Below are 17280 nucleotides of genomic sequence, written 5' to 3'. Positions count from 1 at the left end.
GAAAAGGAGGTAGATGTTTTGAGTGAAGGTGAAGTTGTTCAAGTAATCGGCCCAGTTGTCGATGTCAGATTTCCGCTTGACAAAAATCTGCCTGATATTGACAATGCTTTGCGCGTCGTTAAGTCGGACGATGAATCTGTTGTTCTTGAAGTTACCTTGGAACTTGGCGATGGCGTTTTAAGAACGATAGCCATGGAATCTACCAATGGTCTTAGGCGCGGCATGAAAGTCGAAGACACAGGTGGACCTATTTCTGTACCTGTTGGTAATGATACTTTAGGTCGTGTCTTCAATGTTTTAGGTCAGCCTATTGATAATGGTCCTAAATTTGACAAAGATCATGCTCGTGACAGCATTCATAAGAATGCTCCTAAATATGATGAGTTAACTACAAGTCAAGAGATTCTTGAAACTGGTATTAAAGTTATTGATTTGCTTGAACCTTATGTTCGAGGCGGAAAAGTTGGATTGTTCGGTGGTGCCGGTGTTGGTAAGACCACGATCATTCAGGAACTAATCCACAACATTGCCCAAGAACATGGTGGTATTTCTGTCTTTACCGGTGTCGGTGAAAGAACACGTGAAGGTAATGACCTTTACTTTGAAATGAAAGCATCTGGCGTTTTAAGCAAGACAGCCATGGTCTTTGGTCAAATGAACGAGCCGCCTGGTGCCAGAATGCGAGTAGCATTGACTGGACTTACTTTAGCTGAATACTTCAGAGACGTTGAAGGTCAAGACGTGTTGCTCTTTATTGATAACATTTTCCGGTTTACTCAGGCTGGTTCCGAGGTTTCCGCTCTGTTAGGACGTATGCCTAGTGCCGTTGGTTATCAGCCAACTTTAGCTACTGAAATGGGACAGCTGCAGGAAAGAATTACTTCAACTAAGAAGGGTTCTATTACTTCGATTCAGGCGGTTTATGTGCCGGCCGATGACTATACTGACCCGGCTCCAGCTACTACTTTTGCTCACCTTGACGCTACCACCAACTTGGAACGTAGCTTAGTTGAGCAAGGTATTTACCCGGCCGTTGACCCGTTGCAGTCAACCTCCAGTGCTTTGGACCCTGAAATTGTTGGTCAAGAACATTATGAAGTGGCAACAAGGGTACAGCATATTTTGCAACGTTACCATGAATTGCAAGATATCATTTCAGTTTTGGGAATGGATGAATTGTCTGACGAGGAAAAGGTCATTGTTAGCCGTGCTCGTAAAGTACAGTTTTTCTTATCACAAAACTTCTTTGTGGCAGAGCAATTTACAGGTGTGCCTGGTTCTTATGTTCCAATTAAGGAAACAATTAAAGGCTTTAAGATGATTTTGGATGGTCACTTAGATGATCTTCCTGAAGACGCATTCCGTAGTGTAGGCCGAATTGAAGATGTTTTAAAGAAGGCTGAGCAAATGGGTGTAACTCCTAGTGATCCAGAAGCTAAAGCATTATTAGAAAAGTAAGGTGATGTCAAATGGCAGATCCAGAAAAACTTTTTATGGTAAATGTTGTAACTCCAGATGGACTGATTTTTTCTCACCACTCTAGTATTGTGGAAATGAGAGCAATTGACGGTCAACGTTCAGTGATGTACAATCACTTGCCAATATTGACTCCACTGGCAATTGGTGAGATTAAGGTCAAAAGAAGCCGCGAAATGAACAATATTGTCAATCACATTGCTGTTAGCGGTGGCTACTTTGAATTTTCTAATAATGTAGCTACGATTATTGCTGACAGTGCTGAACGAGCAGGCAATATTGATGTATCTCGGGCTAAAGCAGCTAGAGAACGTGCACAAAATGCACTGAAAAAAGCTCAAGCTGCTCACGACCAGCGATCACTTGAGAGGGCACAGGTTGCATTAAGAAGAGCCGTCAATCGAATAAGTGTTTACAATTCAGACAAATAGAACTAAAGTTTTAAGCGGATGCACTGCTTTGTGCGTCCGCTTTTATTGTGACTTAAGAAAAAGCGAGAAAGAATATGTTTCAACTTGGCGTTCACGCCCTAATTAGTATAGTAATTTATTTAATTACAATCGGTTTGTCCTTTCAAATTATGAAAAGCGTCCGTATTGAAAAAATAATTCGTAAAAACAGGATCTTCGAAGCACAGCTATTGTTGATTTTTGCTGCGATTGCTCTAGGTTTTCTTGTTGGTAATTTTTTCATCACATTAATTGATACTTCTTTGCAATTAAGTAATTTCTTTTAAGACTTGGTAAAGCGGATAAAGTCGCAAACAAACTTGAAATCTTTATGGTAAAATATACATTGAATATGATGGAGGATTATCGTGGCAAGAGATATAGGAATAGATTTAGGGACAGCAAATGTGCTCATCAATGTTTCCGGCAAGGGAATTGTCTTAAATGAGCCATCAGTTGTTGCCGTTAATACAAGTACAAATAAAGTAGTAGCTGTCGGAACAGAAGCATACAAGATGGTAGGGAGAACTCCGGGCAATATCCGCGTAATTCGTCCATTAAAAAATGGTGTTATTGCTGATTTTGATATTACCGAAGCAATGCTGTCATACTTTATTGAAAAGCTAAACGTCAAGGGCTTTATGTCCAAGCCAAATATTTTGATTTGTGCTCCTACAGGAGTAACATCAATTGAACAGAAAGCGATTATTCAGGCTGCTGAAAAATCTGGTGGTGGGAAAGTCTACCTTGATTTTGAGCCTAAAGTTGCTGCTGTTGGTGCCGGTCTTGATATTTTTAAACCTCAAGGCAACATCGTAATCGATATTGGCGGTGGTACTACTGATATTGCTGTTCTGTCAATGGGTGAAATTGTTACCAGTCAATCACTGCGCTATGCTGGTGATCATATGAACCAGGCTGTTGTTTCTTATATTAAAAATAAGCATAACTTGCTGATTGGTTCTCGTACCGCTGAACAAATTAAAATTGAAATTGGTAGTGCTTTTGAACCAGATAAGGATGAAACAATCACTGTTCGCGGACGTGATGTGGTTGATGGTCTGCCAAAACAGGCTACTGTGACTGCACCTGAAATTCAGGAAGCACTGCATGATGGTTTGATGACGATTATTGCGGCTACTAAAGAAGTTTTAGAAAAAACACCGCCTGAGCTTTCCGCGGATATTATTGATCGCGGCATCATGCTGACTGGTGGCGGGGCACTTTTGAGAAATATTGACAAGCTGATTTCATATTACCTTAAAGTGCCGGTACTTACAGCTGACCATCCACTTGAAGCGGTAGCACTTGGTACTGGAATTTTGCTTAAGAACATTGAGAAGCATCAGCGCCACTAATTTTTGGAGGCTCGATTTGCGTAAAATACTGATTTATTTAGTTAAAATCTACCAGAGATTTATTTCTCCGGCTTTACCAAAATCTTGCCGTTATTATCCAACTTGCTCAACTTACATGGTTGATGCATTAACCAAATTTGGGCCATTTTTAGGACTAATAATGGGGATTTGCCGGATATTGCGTTGCAATCCTTTTGTGCGCGGTGGAGTTGATCCCGTACCAGATAAATTTACTATTTTTCGAAATCCTCATCCAGAACGATATGAAGATGAAATTATAGCGAAAAAGTTTCATCCAAATATAAAGTAGGAGAATTTATGTCAAAAAAACCAGAAAATATTAACGTTGAAATAAATGAAATCAAGGGTAAAGAAAACCCTACCTGGGAAGTTGTAATTCCTCAGAAAAAATCTATTGGTGTAATTGAAAAAATTGCAGGTCGTTATCGGGCTACAACTGGCAAAACCAATAGCATCTTGTATGCAAAAAGCTTAGAAAGCAGCATTAATGATTTGCTTTCATACTTTGCTTTACATGAAAAGTAATAGGTTGTGATAATTAATGGTCAAAGTACAAAATAAAACCAATCTTTTTGATCGAATTGCTTGGAATATTGTTGTCCCTGTGCTGCTTTTAGCAGCAGTGGGCCTTTATTCCATTTATTTTGCGGCAGTTGATGATCCCAGTCACATGGGTAGCCCGGTAAAAGCTGTGGCAATGCAGGGACTTTGGTATATTATTTCAGTGGCCATCGTTGTTTTTGTGATTCAGTTTGATGCTGAGCAATTATATAGGATTGCGCCATATGTTTATGGGCTGGGTATCTTGCTCTTAATTGCGGTTTTGTTCTTTTACAATCGCAGCATTGCCGCAGATGCCGGTGCCAAAAGCTGGTTTAAGCTGGGGCCAATTTCTTTTCAGCCATCTGAGGTCATGAAACCCGCTTTTATACTGATGCTGGCACGGGTCGTGCGTGAGCATAATGACAAGTTTGCTCATACTATCAAAAATGATTGGGTTTTAATTGGCAAAATGCTGGCTTGGCTTTTACCGATTGCCATTCTGCTAAAACTGCAAAATGACTTCGGTACGATGCTGGTCTTTATTGCAATCGTAGGAGGCGTTGTATTAGTTTCCGGTATTTCTTGGAAAATAATTGCACCGATGTTTGCGGCAGTCTTTGTTCTGGGAGTCGTAGTCATTTACATGGTTACAACGCCTGGAGGACAATCAATTTTAAGTCACTTTTTCCAGCCATACCAGTTCAGACGTATAATGTCATGGCTGAATCCATCTACTGATACTTCTAAAGCCGCCTATCAATTGTGGCAAAGTATGCAGTCAATCGGTTCTGGACAAATTTTTGGCAATGGCTTTGGCAAACTGAGTGTTTACGTACCAGTACGAGGTTCTGACATGGTTTATTCAGTAATTGGTGAATCATTTGGCTTTGTTGGTAGTGTAGTCGTCATTCTGCTTTACTTGTACTTGATAGTGCAGATGGTACGCATCACATTCGATACAAAAAACGCATTTTATTCTTACGTCTCAACCGGTGTAATTATGATGATACTTTTCCATGTTTTTGAAAACATAGGCATGAGTATTGATCTTTTGCCGCTTACAGGTATTCCATTGCCTTTTATTTCCCAAGGTGGTTCAGCCCTGATTGGAAATATGATTGGTATTGGAATGATCTTGTCCATGAAGTTTCATAATAAAGACTACATGTTCAGCCAAGCGGGCGATTTCTAAAAATTTAATAGACACAAAAAAAGCATTTCAGAGATGAAATGCTTTTTTTCTACTTGGTTATGTTTTCGTTTGAACGACAGACTAAGACGTCACAATCAGCAGTTCTGGTAACATATTCTGTTACGCTTCCGATTAGTATGCGCTCAACAGCGTTCAGACCTGTAGCTCCTAATACGATTAAATCAATTTGGTGCTTTTTAGGAAACTGGTGGGCAATGATTGCCTTGGGAGCTCCAAATTCAATCGAATAGTGAACCTCCTTTACGCCAGCTTCCGTAGCTTGCTTGTAGTAATTCTGCAATTTTTCCTTAGCATCATTTGATACTTGCTCAACCATCTCTGAATCAAAGCTGGAGACATTTTGGAAAGATCTGGTATCAATGACATGCAGAATTTCCAACGCAGCATCATTCCGCTTAGCTGCGGCGATAGCTTTTTTAAAAGCTAAGTCGGCTTCCTTTGAGCCATCAACTGCGACTTGAATACGGTGATATTGTTTCATCATTTAAAACACCTCTCTTACCACTATTTTACCAAATTTCTGGTCAATTAATCACCCTTTTGATTAAGTATAAGACTAAAAATTAAAATAGTGATGCTGCTGAGAGCTAAGGTAATTAAATTCAGATACTTATTTGCCTGAAATACTAAAAATAAGCCTAGCAAAGTTTCTAAAACCAAGATGACTGCAGTCCAGGACATTATAGAGCTGAAATTAGAAATGTTTTTACTATTATAAATCAGAAAATGACTGTGGCGGTTATGCCATAAATAAAAGGCAGTCAAAAGTAATATTGCTAGATATATCGTGATAACAACTTTTATAGCCATAAAATCTCCAAACAAAAAACGGTCCGCAGACCGTTTCCTAATATTCTCAAGAAATCCGAGTCATCGAAACATAGCAAAACAATGCTTGTTGAACCCGCAGTGTTCAAAAAATGAGACGTATCGCAACGAATATGGATCCTATCGCAATAGATAGTCTTCCGATTCGAAAGTTATTTACTATCTCGCATGTCTTATGTTTGACCGGTCAACCTTATACAATTAAGCTATTCGATCGACTCAGATCAATTATTATAGTACTAAGCATCCTAAGTTTTGTCAAGATAGAAAACTAAATATCTGTTTTAGCAAAACTAAAATTTTTGTTTGTCTAAAATTTTAGGTATTTATTTAATGCTATTTTTTTACTAATTATTTTTTATAATCTATAAAATTATACAAATATATTACAAAAAGCTGTTTTTTTATTTCAGAGCTTTCAAAACAAAAATTAAATTTGTTATCAAACTTCAATGGTTAAATCAAGTTCGAATAATTTGTATGTTTTTAAATTGACAAACGAAAAAAATTTTATTTTTTTAAAAAACCTTTTTAAATAACATAATGACTGTCGCCGGAAAGTACTTTTATCTGTTTTTGGTCATTAAAAAAAACACAGTTATTGCTTTAAATATATTTTTTATACTAAAAATATGATTCATAAAAATAAATAAAAGTCAATTTTTTTTGCTCACATAATGTTATTTTTTTGTATATAAAGCCCTAAATTAATAAAATATTTAGCAATTATAACGTTTTTTAATTTTTAAAATTTACTAATTTTTAAGGTACAGTTATTTATAAATACCATATTTTTTTTAGATATTATATTGACAACCCGAATTTTCAAACCTAGAATAGTATTCGAACATACTAATCATACATACTTTTTAGGAAGGATAAATATGCTAGGAAAGAATAATTATAATGAAAGACTAAGAAAAATGGAGATGCAGGACAAGCAGGACCATTTCTCAATACGCAAATTGAGTATTGGTGCTGCTTCAGTTTTGTTAGGTTTTACCTTCTTTGGCTTAAATAGTCAAAGCGTAAAAGCTGATACTATAGATCCATCGCAAAATGTCACAGAGGAGTCGAATAGGGATAACTCCAATACTGAAACCAAAGAAAAAAGTACTAAAGATACAACCAAGGTTGATACCACTGTTTCTAAAAAGAAGACAGAGACTGACTTGTCAACTTTTTCAGGTTTGAGTTCATTCTTAAAAGACTCAAAGACTAGTGAGGTAAAAGATACTACAGCTAAGGACAAGGCTGATACTACCAAAGATAAAGCTGGTAAGGAAACTGCAGATAAAGATAAGCAGGAAACCACTACAGCTGATTCAACTGGAAATAGTGCGACAACACCTGCAACTGGCTCAGATGAAGGCAATCAAGATACCACTACTGATAAAACTCCAATTGACATAACTAGTTCAGATGATCAGAATTCTGACAACAGTAAGTTGCCAACTGATGTAACTGGTGACACTCCTAATTCAGATAAGGGTACTACTACTTCCGGTGAAGACACCACAACTGCTGATAAAACAGGATTAGATGGAAAAGCAATTCAGACAAAAGTTGACGATTATACACCTTTAATTGTTGGAAATGTTGCTCTAGTAACAACATGGCACCAATTTAAAACTGCGTTGACATTAAATAAAAAATATTTGCCTGAAGGCACTGTTATTAATGAAATTGATATTATGAATAATATTGTGTCTGATACTACAGGTACTGAAGATTATACTGACTTTACTTTCCAAGGTCGAAAATTATTAATTACTTCAGGCGGCACTGGAAGGCACATTATCGATTTTAAGGGGTCTCATCCTTATTTAACTGGAAATCAAAAGTTAGACCTGACCTATAAAAATTTAACCATTTGGAGTTCCGATTTTTATGGAGTTGCAAAGACTGATGGCTATAGTTTTACTACTTATCCAGATAACACAGATAATACTGCTAAAGTAACACTTGATGATATTGATTTCCATGGCTCTCAGGTTTTATATGTTGGTAGCCATAATGAAATTCATATTAAAAACACTGTTACTGTTGACCAGGTAAGAAATGCATACAAGAGCCCTGTAGATGGTTCACAAGCTAGGGGCGGCGGAGATAATCAGCAAATATTTGAATTCACTAGTGATTATAATTCGCTTTATTTTGATGAAGGTTGCAAGTTTGTCGGCAACACTCTAGACGGTACTGCTATTGAAATGAATGGTAGTAATGATAATGTTTACATTGCTAAAGGTGCAGATGTAACTTTAAACCCTCTTAAAAATAATGATGGCAATTTTGGTGCTAATAGCGGTGAACATGGTACTATATATGCTATTTGGATCAATGGTAAAGGTTCAGTAAATGTTAAAGGCCATTTAACAATTAATCTAGGACAAGCAGATTATGCTGGGAAGCTTGACAAAAAACAAGCTCAGGCTATTATCTTAAACAATGGTGATAGTCAATTTGTAATTGATAGCAATAATGATGGCACTGGTGGAACAGTAGACATTACAACTAATGGTGATATCTCAGGTAATAATAGTGGCTATTTAATAAAAGATCAGGGTAATTTTACTGTTAAACCAAATGGTGCCTTAAATATTACTGGTCAAGATATGGGTGATTATAAGGGTACGTTAGTTAATATCGGTAATAAGGCTGATATTGAAAATGGTGCTTTCAATATTCGATTGAATGGTGATAAATCTATCGGAGCCGGAACCGGAGCAGGTACAAACGATATAATTTTAGTTAATGTTGCAGGTAGTGGTAAATTAATTGTTAATAACCCTACTTCATTAGTACTAAACTGTTCTGCTAACAACTCTTCTGGCACTAGTATTATTGGCAATAATGCTATCACGATTACTAATGTGCGCCAGAAATTAAACTTTTTAGGTGATAAAGGTCTAACTTTACCCCCATTCCATATTTTAAAAGTTCATAAAGAGAAATCTATTAAGGTTGATGACCTTGTACTGCTCAATGGACAAGGTAGTGAAGATGGCAAATATATGTTTACAAACCAAACTTGGGAACAAATTAAAAAATTGCCTTACTTTAAAGATAAGCGTTTACAAAAAATATATGACTCTTTAGATGCAATTGCTAGATCCGGCATACCAGTAAACTATGATACAATTTTCAAAAATATTATTGAACAAGCTTTCGCCGATCCAACGAACATTGGGTATAATGACATTGCCTTTGGCCCGGCTAATACTTCTGGATTTTTAGATATCAAGCCTGAAAATGTAACTGCCACAGCAAATGTCGATGCTTCCGGCAAAAAAGATGGTTCTTGGACAATTTCTGGAATTGTAGATGGTTATAAGAATGAATATGATGGACCTGATTCAGACCCCAAAAACCCATTTAGACTGATTTTACCTCTTGGTACTAAAGCATATATCATGGCAGAGATAGATAATGGGAAAGGTACTATACCTTTAAGCTTAAATAATAATATCGCTGATCCTCCATATCAATATACGAAGAATGGGGATAATGATAAGGATAAAGATTTGCCAACGGAGTTTGCAGGTGAAGTTACTAAAGCTGAAAATGGAAATTATATATTTAAGGTTAATGTACCTGTAGATGTTGTTAAAAAGATTAATTCCAACACTAGAATTAAACTAACACCTACTGCTAACTTTATTGACTACAATCCATTGGATGTAGAGAGTAAAGAACGGCCAGTAATCGTAAGTATTTTAAAAATAGCACAGGATACTGCAGCTAAAAATATTAAATCGAAAATTGATGAAGCCACTGCTTTAGATAGTAAATTTCCTAAGTCAGATCCTAAATCAAAAGAACAAGTTGCTCTAGAAAATGCAATTAATAGCGCTAAAGAAGTAGCACAAACTGCATTGGAATCTGGTTACGATTCAGGGAAGTCAGTGTATGGTGCAGTAAACGTAGATGAAGTATCTAAACGTGAAGAAAATGCATTAAAAGCTTTAAACGATGCTATGGATCCAGCTCAGAAAGTAATTGATCAACTTCAAGCTGCTGAAGAAGCTAAAGATAAAGCACAACAGGCTATTAATACCGCTGCACAAGAGGCAATTACTCGCGTAAAGACTTCAGGCTTAAGTGATGCGGAACAAGCACAATACATTGATGCCATTAATAGCGCTGAAAGTACCGCTTTAGCAAATCCTTCGAATGACAAGAATTCAATTTACAATCCTGCGAATACGCCAACCGACATTACAAACATCAAAAATGCATTTAATGACAAAGTTAATAAAGAAGCAGCAAAAGCCGAAGTTGCTGGTTATACTGAAAATGGAAAGAAAGCTTTAGGCATTTCTTCACCTGATGATGTTATTGATCCAGCTTTAAGTAAAGATCTGGATAATATTGACCATGCTACTGACGTAGCTACGGCTGAAAAGAATGCTAAGGATGATATATTAGGCAAACTAAAGGCTTCAGCTAAAGCTAAAGTTGAAAATGATGCTAAAGCTGCCAAAAAAGATGGTCTTGGAGTTGATTCTGATCCTGACATTGATAAAGCAGTTAGTGATGCTGAGACTGCTATAGAAGGTCACACTGATTTTAATGATATCAAGAATGATATGACTAATGGTCAGACCAACGTCCTAACCGCATATAAGACCGCTGCTAAGAAACAGCTTACTGATATGGCTAAGACCGATAAAGATGCACTTGGTGTAGATTCTGACTCTAATATTGACCAAGCTGTTGATAATGCAAGCAGTCTAATTGGTCAGTCAAGTTCCATTAAAATGGTTACCGACAACTTAAGTGATGGTAAGACAAAAATAGGGAACAATTTCAAGGAATCTGCTAAGAAGCAAGTTCAAGATTATGCCGATAAAGCTAAGAGCAACCTCGGTGTTGACACAGATACTGGTATTGATGCTGCTGCTAAGAAGGCTGAAGATGCTATAGCTGGTCACACCGCAGCAAGTGACATTGGTACTGATATTACTAACGGTAAGAATGATATTTTAGCTGCCTACAAAGACTCGGCAAAGAAGCAACTTGATCAAGCTGAAAAAGATGTTGAAAGTAAACTTGAAAAAGTTAAGGGCTTGACTGCTAATGATATTGAAAAAGCTAAGCAAGCGGCTAAGGATTTACTAGTTAATGACAACAAGACTGGTTACAAGGACCAGATTGATGATCCTAAGACTAACACTCTTGAAGATGTCAATACTGCCACTAAAGATGGTATCGACGCTTTAAACAACTTACTGATAAATAAGTCTTCACTTGGTAACAAGAACGATGCTATCAATGCTATTAATCAAGCAAGAGACAATGCTATCAAAGAGATTAATGATAAAACCAAATATCCTAACTTATCTGATGAGGATAGAAACTCATTAATTAACACTATTAAAGACGATGCTACTGAGGGTGTTGACAATGTCAATAAAGATACTGACCCTGCTAAGATCACATCTGATAAACAGGCAGCAATTGACAAGATTAATAGTGTTAAGGCCACTGCTTCAAGCAAAGATTTAGCAGGTCTCAATAAGGAGAAGAGTTCTCAACTTAAAGCATTGCAAGATGCAGCTACAAATGCTAAGGATGCTATTGATAAGATTGATGACAAGTACCTCAGCCCAAGTAACAAGCAATACTACAAAGATTTGATTGATAAACATGCTGCATCAGCAACTAATGCTATTAACTCAGCAAGTAACAAAGATGCTATGGATACTGCTGAAAAAGACGGTGAAAGCAACATCAATGGTGATCTTGTTTCAGGCCAAGTTACTGCTGCTAAAGCGCAAGCAATTGCAGAATTGAATCAGGCAAAAAGTGATGACAAGGGAATTGTTAATGATGCTCATAAGAATGGTACACTTGGTGACGACGACTGGGAGAAAGCTCTTGATGCTATTGACAATGCATACACTACTGCAATAACTGCTGTATCTAATGACCATACTCCAGCAGACGTTGTTACTGACAAGAACACTGGTATCAATGCTATGAATGCAGTTGCTGATGGTATTTCTCAAGATAAAGACAAAGCTGACTTAGCAAAAACTAAGAATAAAGCGATCGCAGATTTGGAAGATCAAGCTCAAGCTCTGCATGATCATATTCAAGCAGATCCTAACTTGTCTAACACTGAAAAGAATAACTACTTTGACCAGATTTCTTCTACTTTAAATAATGCTAAACAAGCTGTTAGCGCTGCTGATAAGAATACTGTTAACTCAGCTCACAATGCAGGTATTGAAGACTTAAACGACATTAGAAATAATGCTGACTTGCAATCTGCTAGAGATAAAGCTCTAACTGACTTACAACATGAATTCAATACAGATAATGCAGCTATTGACGGCTTAGGCAATATCAGTACCGCTGGTAAGGCAGGTATTAAAACTGATCTGCAAAATGCATATAACGATGCTGTCAAGAAGGTTAAAGACCCAACCTCTAATACAGTTGCTAAGATTAATTCTCAAAGTGATGCCGGGATTACCAATATGGAGAATATCCTGGGCAAAGCAAAGGGCTTAGACAAGACAATATCAGACGATAAGCAAAAGTTAAATGACTATGCTCAAAAAGCAATTGACCGTATCAATAGTTCAACTATGTCAGATGCTGACAAGGGTGCAGCCACTACCAATATTCAAAAAGCTCGTGATGATGCTCAAGCATTAGTTGGCCAGCAACTTACAGTTGAAGATGCTAATAAAGCTGAAAAAGACGGTGAGACCAGTATCTTACAAACTGAAGCTAAGGCCAATAAAGCTGATATGGACAAAGCCAAAGGAGAAGCAAAGGCCAAAATTGATGGTGCCAGAGACAAAGCTTTACAGAACTTAAAGGATGCATATAATACTTTAACTGACGATGAAAAGAAGCAAGCTCAGGCTGCATATGATAAGGCTGTTAAAGATATTCCAGCACTTGCTGAACAAGCTGAGTCTGCTATTGATAATGCCTATGATAAAGGTGCTATCAGTGACTTAACCAACGATGCCATCAATTCAATTAACTCAGCTGGTGACACGGCTAACGTAGCAATAACCAAAGTTGTCGCTGTTCAAGCTGTTAAGGATGCCGCTCAAGCCGCTAAGGATAAATTGACCAACAAGAGAGACAAAGACGGTGTTGATGATGTTGCTAACTTGGGAATTGCGGATATTAATTCTGCCACTACCAGTTCAACAGTACTTGACATCAAAGATAATGCTCTTAACAGCATTAAGAACATCAAAGATTCTGGTACTGGTGATGCAAGTGCTGATGACGCTCTTTGGGATAAAAAGAATGCTGCTAATAAGGAACTTGCTCAAGAACTTGCTGATATTGACTCTGCTATTGACAAGCTGACTGACTTAACTGACAAACAAAAACAGCAATTTAAAGATCAGGCGCAAGCTGCTCACGATAGGGCTCATATCAGAATTGAAGGTGCTACTGAAGATCAAATCAATTCTGAAAAAGTCACTGGCAAGAATAATATTGATAAAGCCCTGGCAGATGCCAATTTACAAGTTGCTAAGAATGTTGCTAAAGCTGATGTTGACAAGACTGCCGATAACGCAATTGATCAAGTTAATAAAGACAATACTATTAATAAAGATGATAAACAAAATATCATCGATAATATCAACAAAGATCGTGACAAGACTAAGGACAAGATTGATCACGCTGAAACGCCTGACGATATCAACAATGCTAAGAACAATGGTAAAGATGATATCAATAAAGAAATCAATCATCACGGTGATAATGGTGACGGTACTGATACAGATCAGATAGCTAAAGACAAGCAAGTTGCTAAAAATAACATTCAAACTGCTGCCGATAAAATCAACGATCGTATAGATAAAGATGAAAAAGACGGTAAGTTAAATCACGATCAAGCCAACGATCTTAAAGATAAAGTATCAGGTGCTGTTGATGCTGCTAACGGAGCTATTTCACAAGCTGAAGATCCAGCTACCATCAACCAAGCTCAAAATGATGGTAATAATGCCCTAAATGAAATCAGTTCAGATGTAGATAAAACGGAAGCTGTAAACAATGCTTTAGGCAAACTGTCGGATGCAGTTAATAAGGCTAACGAAAATGCTGACGAACTAAGCAAGAATGATGAAGAGCTTGCTAAACAAATGAAGGACGCAATTGAAAAAGAGCGTGCTAAAGCAGCTCAAAACATTCAAAATGCTCAAAATGATGCTAAAGATCCAATAAAAGCAATTGGAAATGCTGCCCAAGACGGGGTCAACGCTATTACCAGTCTGACTGATGATTACGGCAACAAGGTTGATCACATCAAGACTTTGAAGGATGCTGCTAATAAAGCTAAGGATGACCTTAACAAGTTTAAGACAGATGAAAAAGGCAACACTGTACTTGATGAAAATGAACTTGCTCAAGGTGAAGCTGATATCGACAATGCAGTTCAAAAAGGAATCAGTAATATTTATCAAGCATCTGCTAACGATGATCTAGATAAAATTGAAAAGGATGCCGAACAAGCTGTTGAATTAGCTGAATTACCAACTCAACTCCTTGCAGAAAAGAACAAACAGATTGCTGCTATCAACCAGTATGCTGCTGATGCTGACAAGACAATTGATGGTTTGGCTCAAACTGCTCAAAATAAGGATGGTCTACCAGCTGACACTATCACAGAACTTAAGGCGCAAGTTGAAGCTGCAAAGAAAAAGGCTATTTCTAAGATTAATGGTGTTACCTTAGCAGAGGGCGCAAGCCAAGATGACTTTGACAAAGACAAAACTAAGGTTGAAAATGCTGAAAAGGGTGTTCCTGAAGATGGCGAAACAGTCGACTTTGGTGAAGCTGGAATTGACAAAGTTAAGAAACTTGCTCAACAAAAAGCCGATATTGTTAAGGCTAAGAATGGCGCAATTGCCAGACTTGAACAGGAACACGAAAAAGAAATCAACGCCATTGAAAATTCTGGTATGTCTGATGCCGATCAAAAGCCTTTGAAAGATCAAGTCCAAAAGCTCGTTGATCAAGCTAAGGATCAGATTATTAATATCTCTGACACAGATGATAAGGGTGAAGTTAAGACTCCTGAACAGGTAACTTCTGAAGCAAATACAATTATTCAGAATACTGTTGATGGTTTCGATGAAAATGGTAATAAAGTAACTGGAATCAAAGATATTGTTGATCAGGCTAAACTTGAGGGTGCTAAGACCTCAGCTGAGACCATACTTAATGATAAACGTGCTCAAGCTCATGATATTATTAAGGGTTCACAGTTAACTGCAGACCAAAAGCAAAAAGCCAATGAAGCAATTGACGATGCCTTTAATACCGAAAAGTCTGCTATTGATGGTAAGACTAACATTAAGGATGTTCCAACTAATAAGGACGAGATTGGTAAAGCAATCGAAGCTATCTGCACTAAACCTAGTGAATGGTTCGATGATGAACAAAAGAATGCTTTATCAGGTAAAGACGATGTAGCTGGTTTACAAGCTGGTCTTGATAAATTAACCGCTGGACAAAAGGCTGATCCTGATTACAAAGACTACCTTAACGATATTAATAATGCTATTGCAGCAATTAATAAAGCTGAGAACATTAAGGATGCAAGTTCAGCTTACGACAAGGGTATGACTTCTCTTAACAAGCTGAATGCTCTTCAAGAAATTAAGAACGAAGCTAATAAAGCTAAGACTGATATTGATAATAGTGATAAGTTGGATGACAATACCAAGGATCGTCTAAAGGGTGACGTTGATAAGGTTGTTGAAGACACAAAGGACAAGATCAACCAGATCGATTCTTCTAATGGTACTGCCGCATCTAACAAAGATAAGATTGATCAGATTAAAAATGATGCTCAGAATGATATCAATGTTGTCATTAATGATGCCAATGCTGAAAGCAATTCAGATGTTTCTCATGCTAACAGCGAAATTTCCAAGAACCACAGTGATGCAGTAGACACCATTCACAATGAGTTTGGTGATGATAGCAAGACGCCTAAGACAGATGATGCTTACGAAAAGAACAAGCATGTTCATAGTTCAACTGGTGATGGAATCAACTCTGATAAGACCAACGCTGATAAGGAAATTTCTAAAGGCGCGATTGACGATGCAAGTGACATTGCTAAAGACAAAGTCGACCATCTGAAACATGAGGATGGTAGTGATTACACTGATGCTGATAAGAATAAGATTAAGCAACAGATTGATAAAGACGCTACGGATGCCAAGAATAAGATTGATAAAGCTGATAATGTAACTGACATTGATAATATTCGTGATAACGGTATTCACCAAATCCACCAAGATTGCTCTGACACTTCTACAATCGATAAGATTCTTCATGGTGACAACAACAATAATAACAATAATGGTAATAACGGTGGTGGCGGAGTAGTTGCTCCAGTTCAACCAGTAAATCCTGCCAAGAACCCAACTACTAACCCTTCTAACCCTTCTAACCCTTCTAACACGAATAAGGATGACGGTACGATTGACCACTCTTCAGATGTAACTTTGATGCACAACGCATATCTTTATGATGAAACTGGCAAACGTGCTAACAAGATTACTCTTGGAGCCAGCTCAGTCTTGACTACTTACGGCATTAAGACCATTAACGGTAAGGACTATTACGTCCTTGTTGATAAAGGTGCTAACAACAAGAAATATTATGTTGCTGTCGGTAATGTTGTTGCGGCTACTCGCAAACTGAAGCATAACGCATATATTTACAATCAATTTGGCAAACGGGTAAAGAATTCTGGCGTTTACAAGAAAGGCAAACTGATTAAGACCTTCGGTGCAGCTGTCAAGATTCGTGGCAAAAAGTACTTCATCATTGCCAAGAACCGTTTCGTTAAAGCTGCCAACTTTGCTAAAGGTGTTGTAGCTGCAGGTACTGCAAAGGCTGAAGTAGTTCCAACCAGTGCAGTTACTGAAAAGCCACAAGTTACTGTAGAAAAGACTTTAATGCACAATGCTTACCTCTATGATAAGAATGGTACTCGTGCTAATAAGCTGATCTTCCAGGCAGGCTCTAAAGTCGGAACTGTTGGCAAGAAGACAGTCAACGGCAAGGTTTGTTACGAACTTCCAGATGGTATGTTTATTGCAGCCGGCAATATTGATGCCAAGAAGTTGAAGTTAAAGCACAATGCCTATGTATACAACCAATACGGCCATCGTGCAAACAAGAAAGTATTGAAGAAGCGTAAGTCAGTTAAGACTTATGGTAATTCAGTCAAGATAAACGGCAAGAGATATTTCATTATTTCAAAAGGACGTTTTGTTAAAAAAGCTAACTTTTAAATTGAAATAACTTAAATAAAGTGTCGCGAATTGTTAAAAACAACAATTCGCGGCACTTTTTTTGCGCTTTTTTTTCTTTACTTATAAGCAGATAG

Annotated in this window: 11 protein-coding genes and 1 pseudogene; 9 read left to right on the top strand and 3 right to left on the bottom strand. The window is 37.4% G+C overall.

The features are described 5' to 3' along the window. Nucleotides 1-18 precede the first annotated feature (18 nt). From atpD to LACWKB10_RS08435, 7 genes are all read left to right on the top strand, one after another. Complete coding sequence (gene atpD, locus LACWKB10_RS08465; protein ID WP_034981189.1) at nucleotides 19-1458, top strand: F0F1 ATP synthase subunit beta; 1440 nt, start codon at nucleotides 19-21, stop codon at nucleotides 1456-1458. 11 nt (nucleotides 1459-1469) lie between these two features. Continuing rightward, entirely contained in the window at nucleotides 1470-1907 is a 438-nt protein-coding gene (locus LACWKB10_RS08460) for a F0F1 ATP synthase subunit epsilon (RefSeq protein ID WP_034981186.1), read from the top strand. 74 nt (nucleotides 1908-1981) lie between these two features. Continuing rightward, nucleotides 1982-2212: a DUF1146 family protein gene (locus LACWKB10_RS08455; RefSeq protein ID WP_034981184.1), complete on the top strand. Its 231-nt coding sequence runs from the start codon at nucleotides 1982-1984 to the stop codon at nucleotides 2210-2212. An 81-nt stretch (nucleotides 2213-2293) separates the two neighbouring features. After that, nucleotides 2294-3283, top strand: coding sequence for a rod shape-determining protein (locus LACWKB10_RS08450; RefSeq protein WP_034981181.1), 990 nt, complete (start codon nucleotides 2294-2296; stop codon nucleotides 3281-3283). Nucleotides 3284-3299: 16 nt separating this feature from the next. Beyond that, nucleotides 3300-3593: a membrane protein insertion efficiency factor YidD gene (gene yidD, locus LACWKB10_RS08445; protein ID WP_034981179.1), complete on the top strand. Its 294-nt coding sequence runs from the start codon at nucleotides 3300-3302 to the stop codon at nucleotides 3591-3593. 8 nt (nucleotides 3594-3601) lie between these two features. Beyond that, nucleotides 3602-3829 (top strand): DUF2969 domain-containing protein, encoded by a 228-nt coding sequence (locus LACWKB10_RS08440; RefSeq protein ID WP_034981177.1) that lies wholly within the window; start codon nucleotides 3602-3604, stop codon nucleotides 3827-3829. A 16-nt stretch (nucleotides 3830-3845) separates the two neighbouring features. Then, entirely contained in the window at nucleotides 3846-5039 is a 1194-nt protein-coding gene (locus LACWKB10_RS08435) for an FtsW/RodA/SpoVE family cell cycle protein (RefSeq protein ID WP_034981174.1), read from the top strand. Nucleotides 5040-5088: 49 nt separating this feature from the next. Here LACWKB10_RS08435 and LACWKB10_RS08430 read toward each other — a convergent pair whose 3' ends face one another. Together LACWKB10_RS08430 and LACWKB10_RS08425 are read right to left on the bottom strand one after the other, a co-directional pair. After that, nucleotides 5089-5544, bottom strand: a complete 456-nt coding sequence (locus LACWKB10_RS08430; RefSeq protein WP_034981171.1) for a universal stress protein — start codon at nucleotides 5542-5544, stop codon at nucleotides 5089-5091. 44 nt (nucleotides 5545-5588) lie between these two features. Then, nucleotides 5589-5870 (bottom strand): hypothetical protein, encoded by a 282-nt coding sequence (locus tag LACWKB10_RS08425; RefSeq protein ID WP_034981168.1) that lies wholly within the window; start codon nucleotides 5868-5870, stop codon nucleotides 5589-5591. A 902-nt stretch (nucleotides 5871-6772) separates the two neighbouring features. Between LACWKB10_RS08425 and LACWKB10_RS10405 the strand changes: the two are divergent. Beyond that, nucleotides 6773-11365, top strand: a pseudogene (locus tag LACWKB10_RS10405) (YSIRK-type signal peptide-containing protein); the annotation flags it as partial. Nucleotides 11366-11421: 56 nt separating this feature from the next. Here the strand turns inward: LACWKB10_RS10405 and LACWKB10_RS10400 are convergent. After that, nucleotides 11422-11487 (bottom strand): variable surface lipoprotein, encoded by a 66-nt coding sequence (locus LACWKB10_RS10400; RefSeq protein ID WP_369792495.1) that lies wholly within the window; start codon nucleotides 11485-11487, stop codon nucleotides 11422-11424. A 100-nt stretch (nucleotides 11488-11587) separates the two neighbouring features. Here LACWKB10_RS10400 and LACWKB10_RS10395 point away from each other — a divergent pair, with 100 nt between their 5' ends. Next, nucleotides 11588-17185: an SLAP domain-containing protein gene (locus LACWKB10_RS10395; protein WP_369792494.1), complete on the top strand. Its 5598-nt coding sequence runs from the start codon at nucleotides 11588-11590 to the stop codon at nucleotides 17183-17185. Nucleotides 17186-17280 lie beyond the last annotated feature (95 nt).

It is taken from the genome of Lactobacillus sp. wkB10 (assembly GCF_000760615.1).
In the GTDB taxonomy this organism is placed as follows: Bacteria; Bacillota; Bacilli; order Lactobacillales; family Lactobacillaceae; genus Lactobacillus; species Lactobacillus huangpiensis.
Note: the sequence above shows the minus strand (reverse complement) of the source record. Positions and strands in the feature narration are given on the sequence as shown.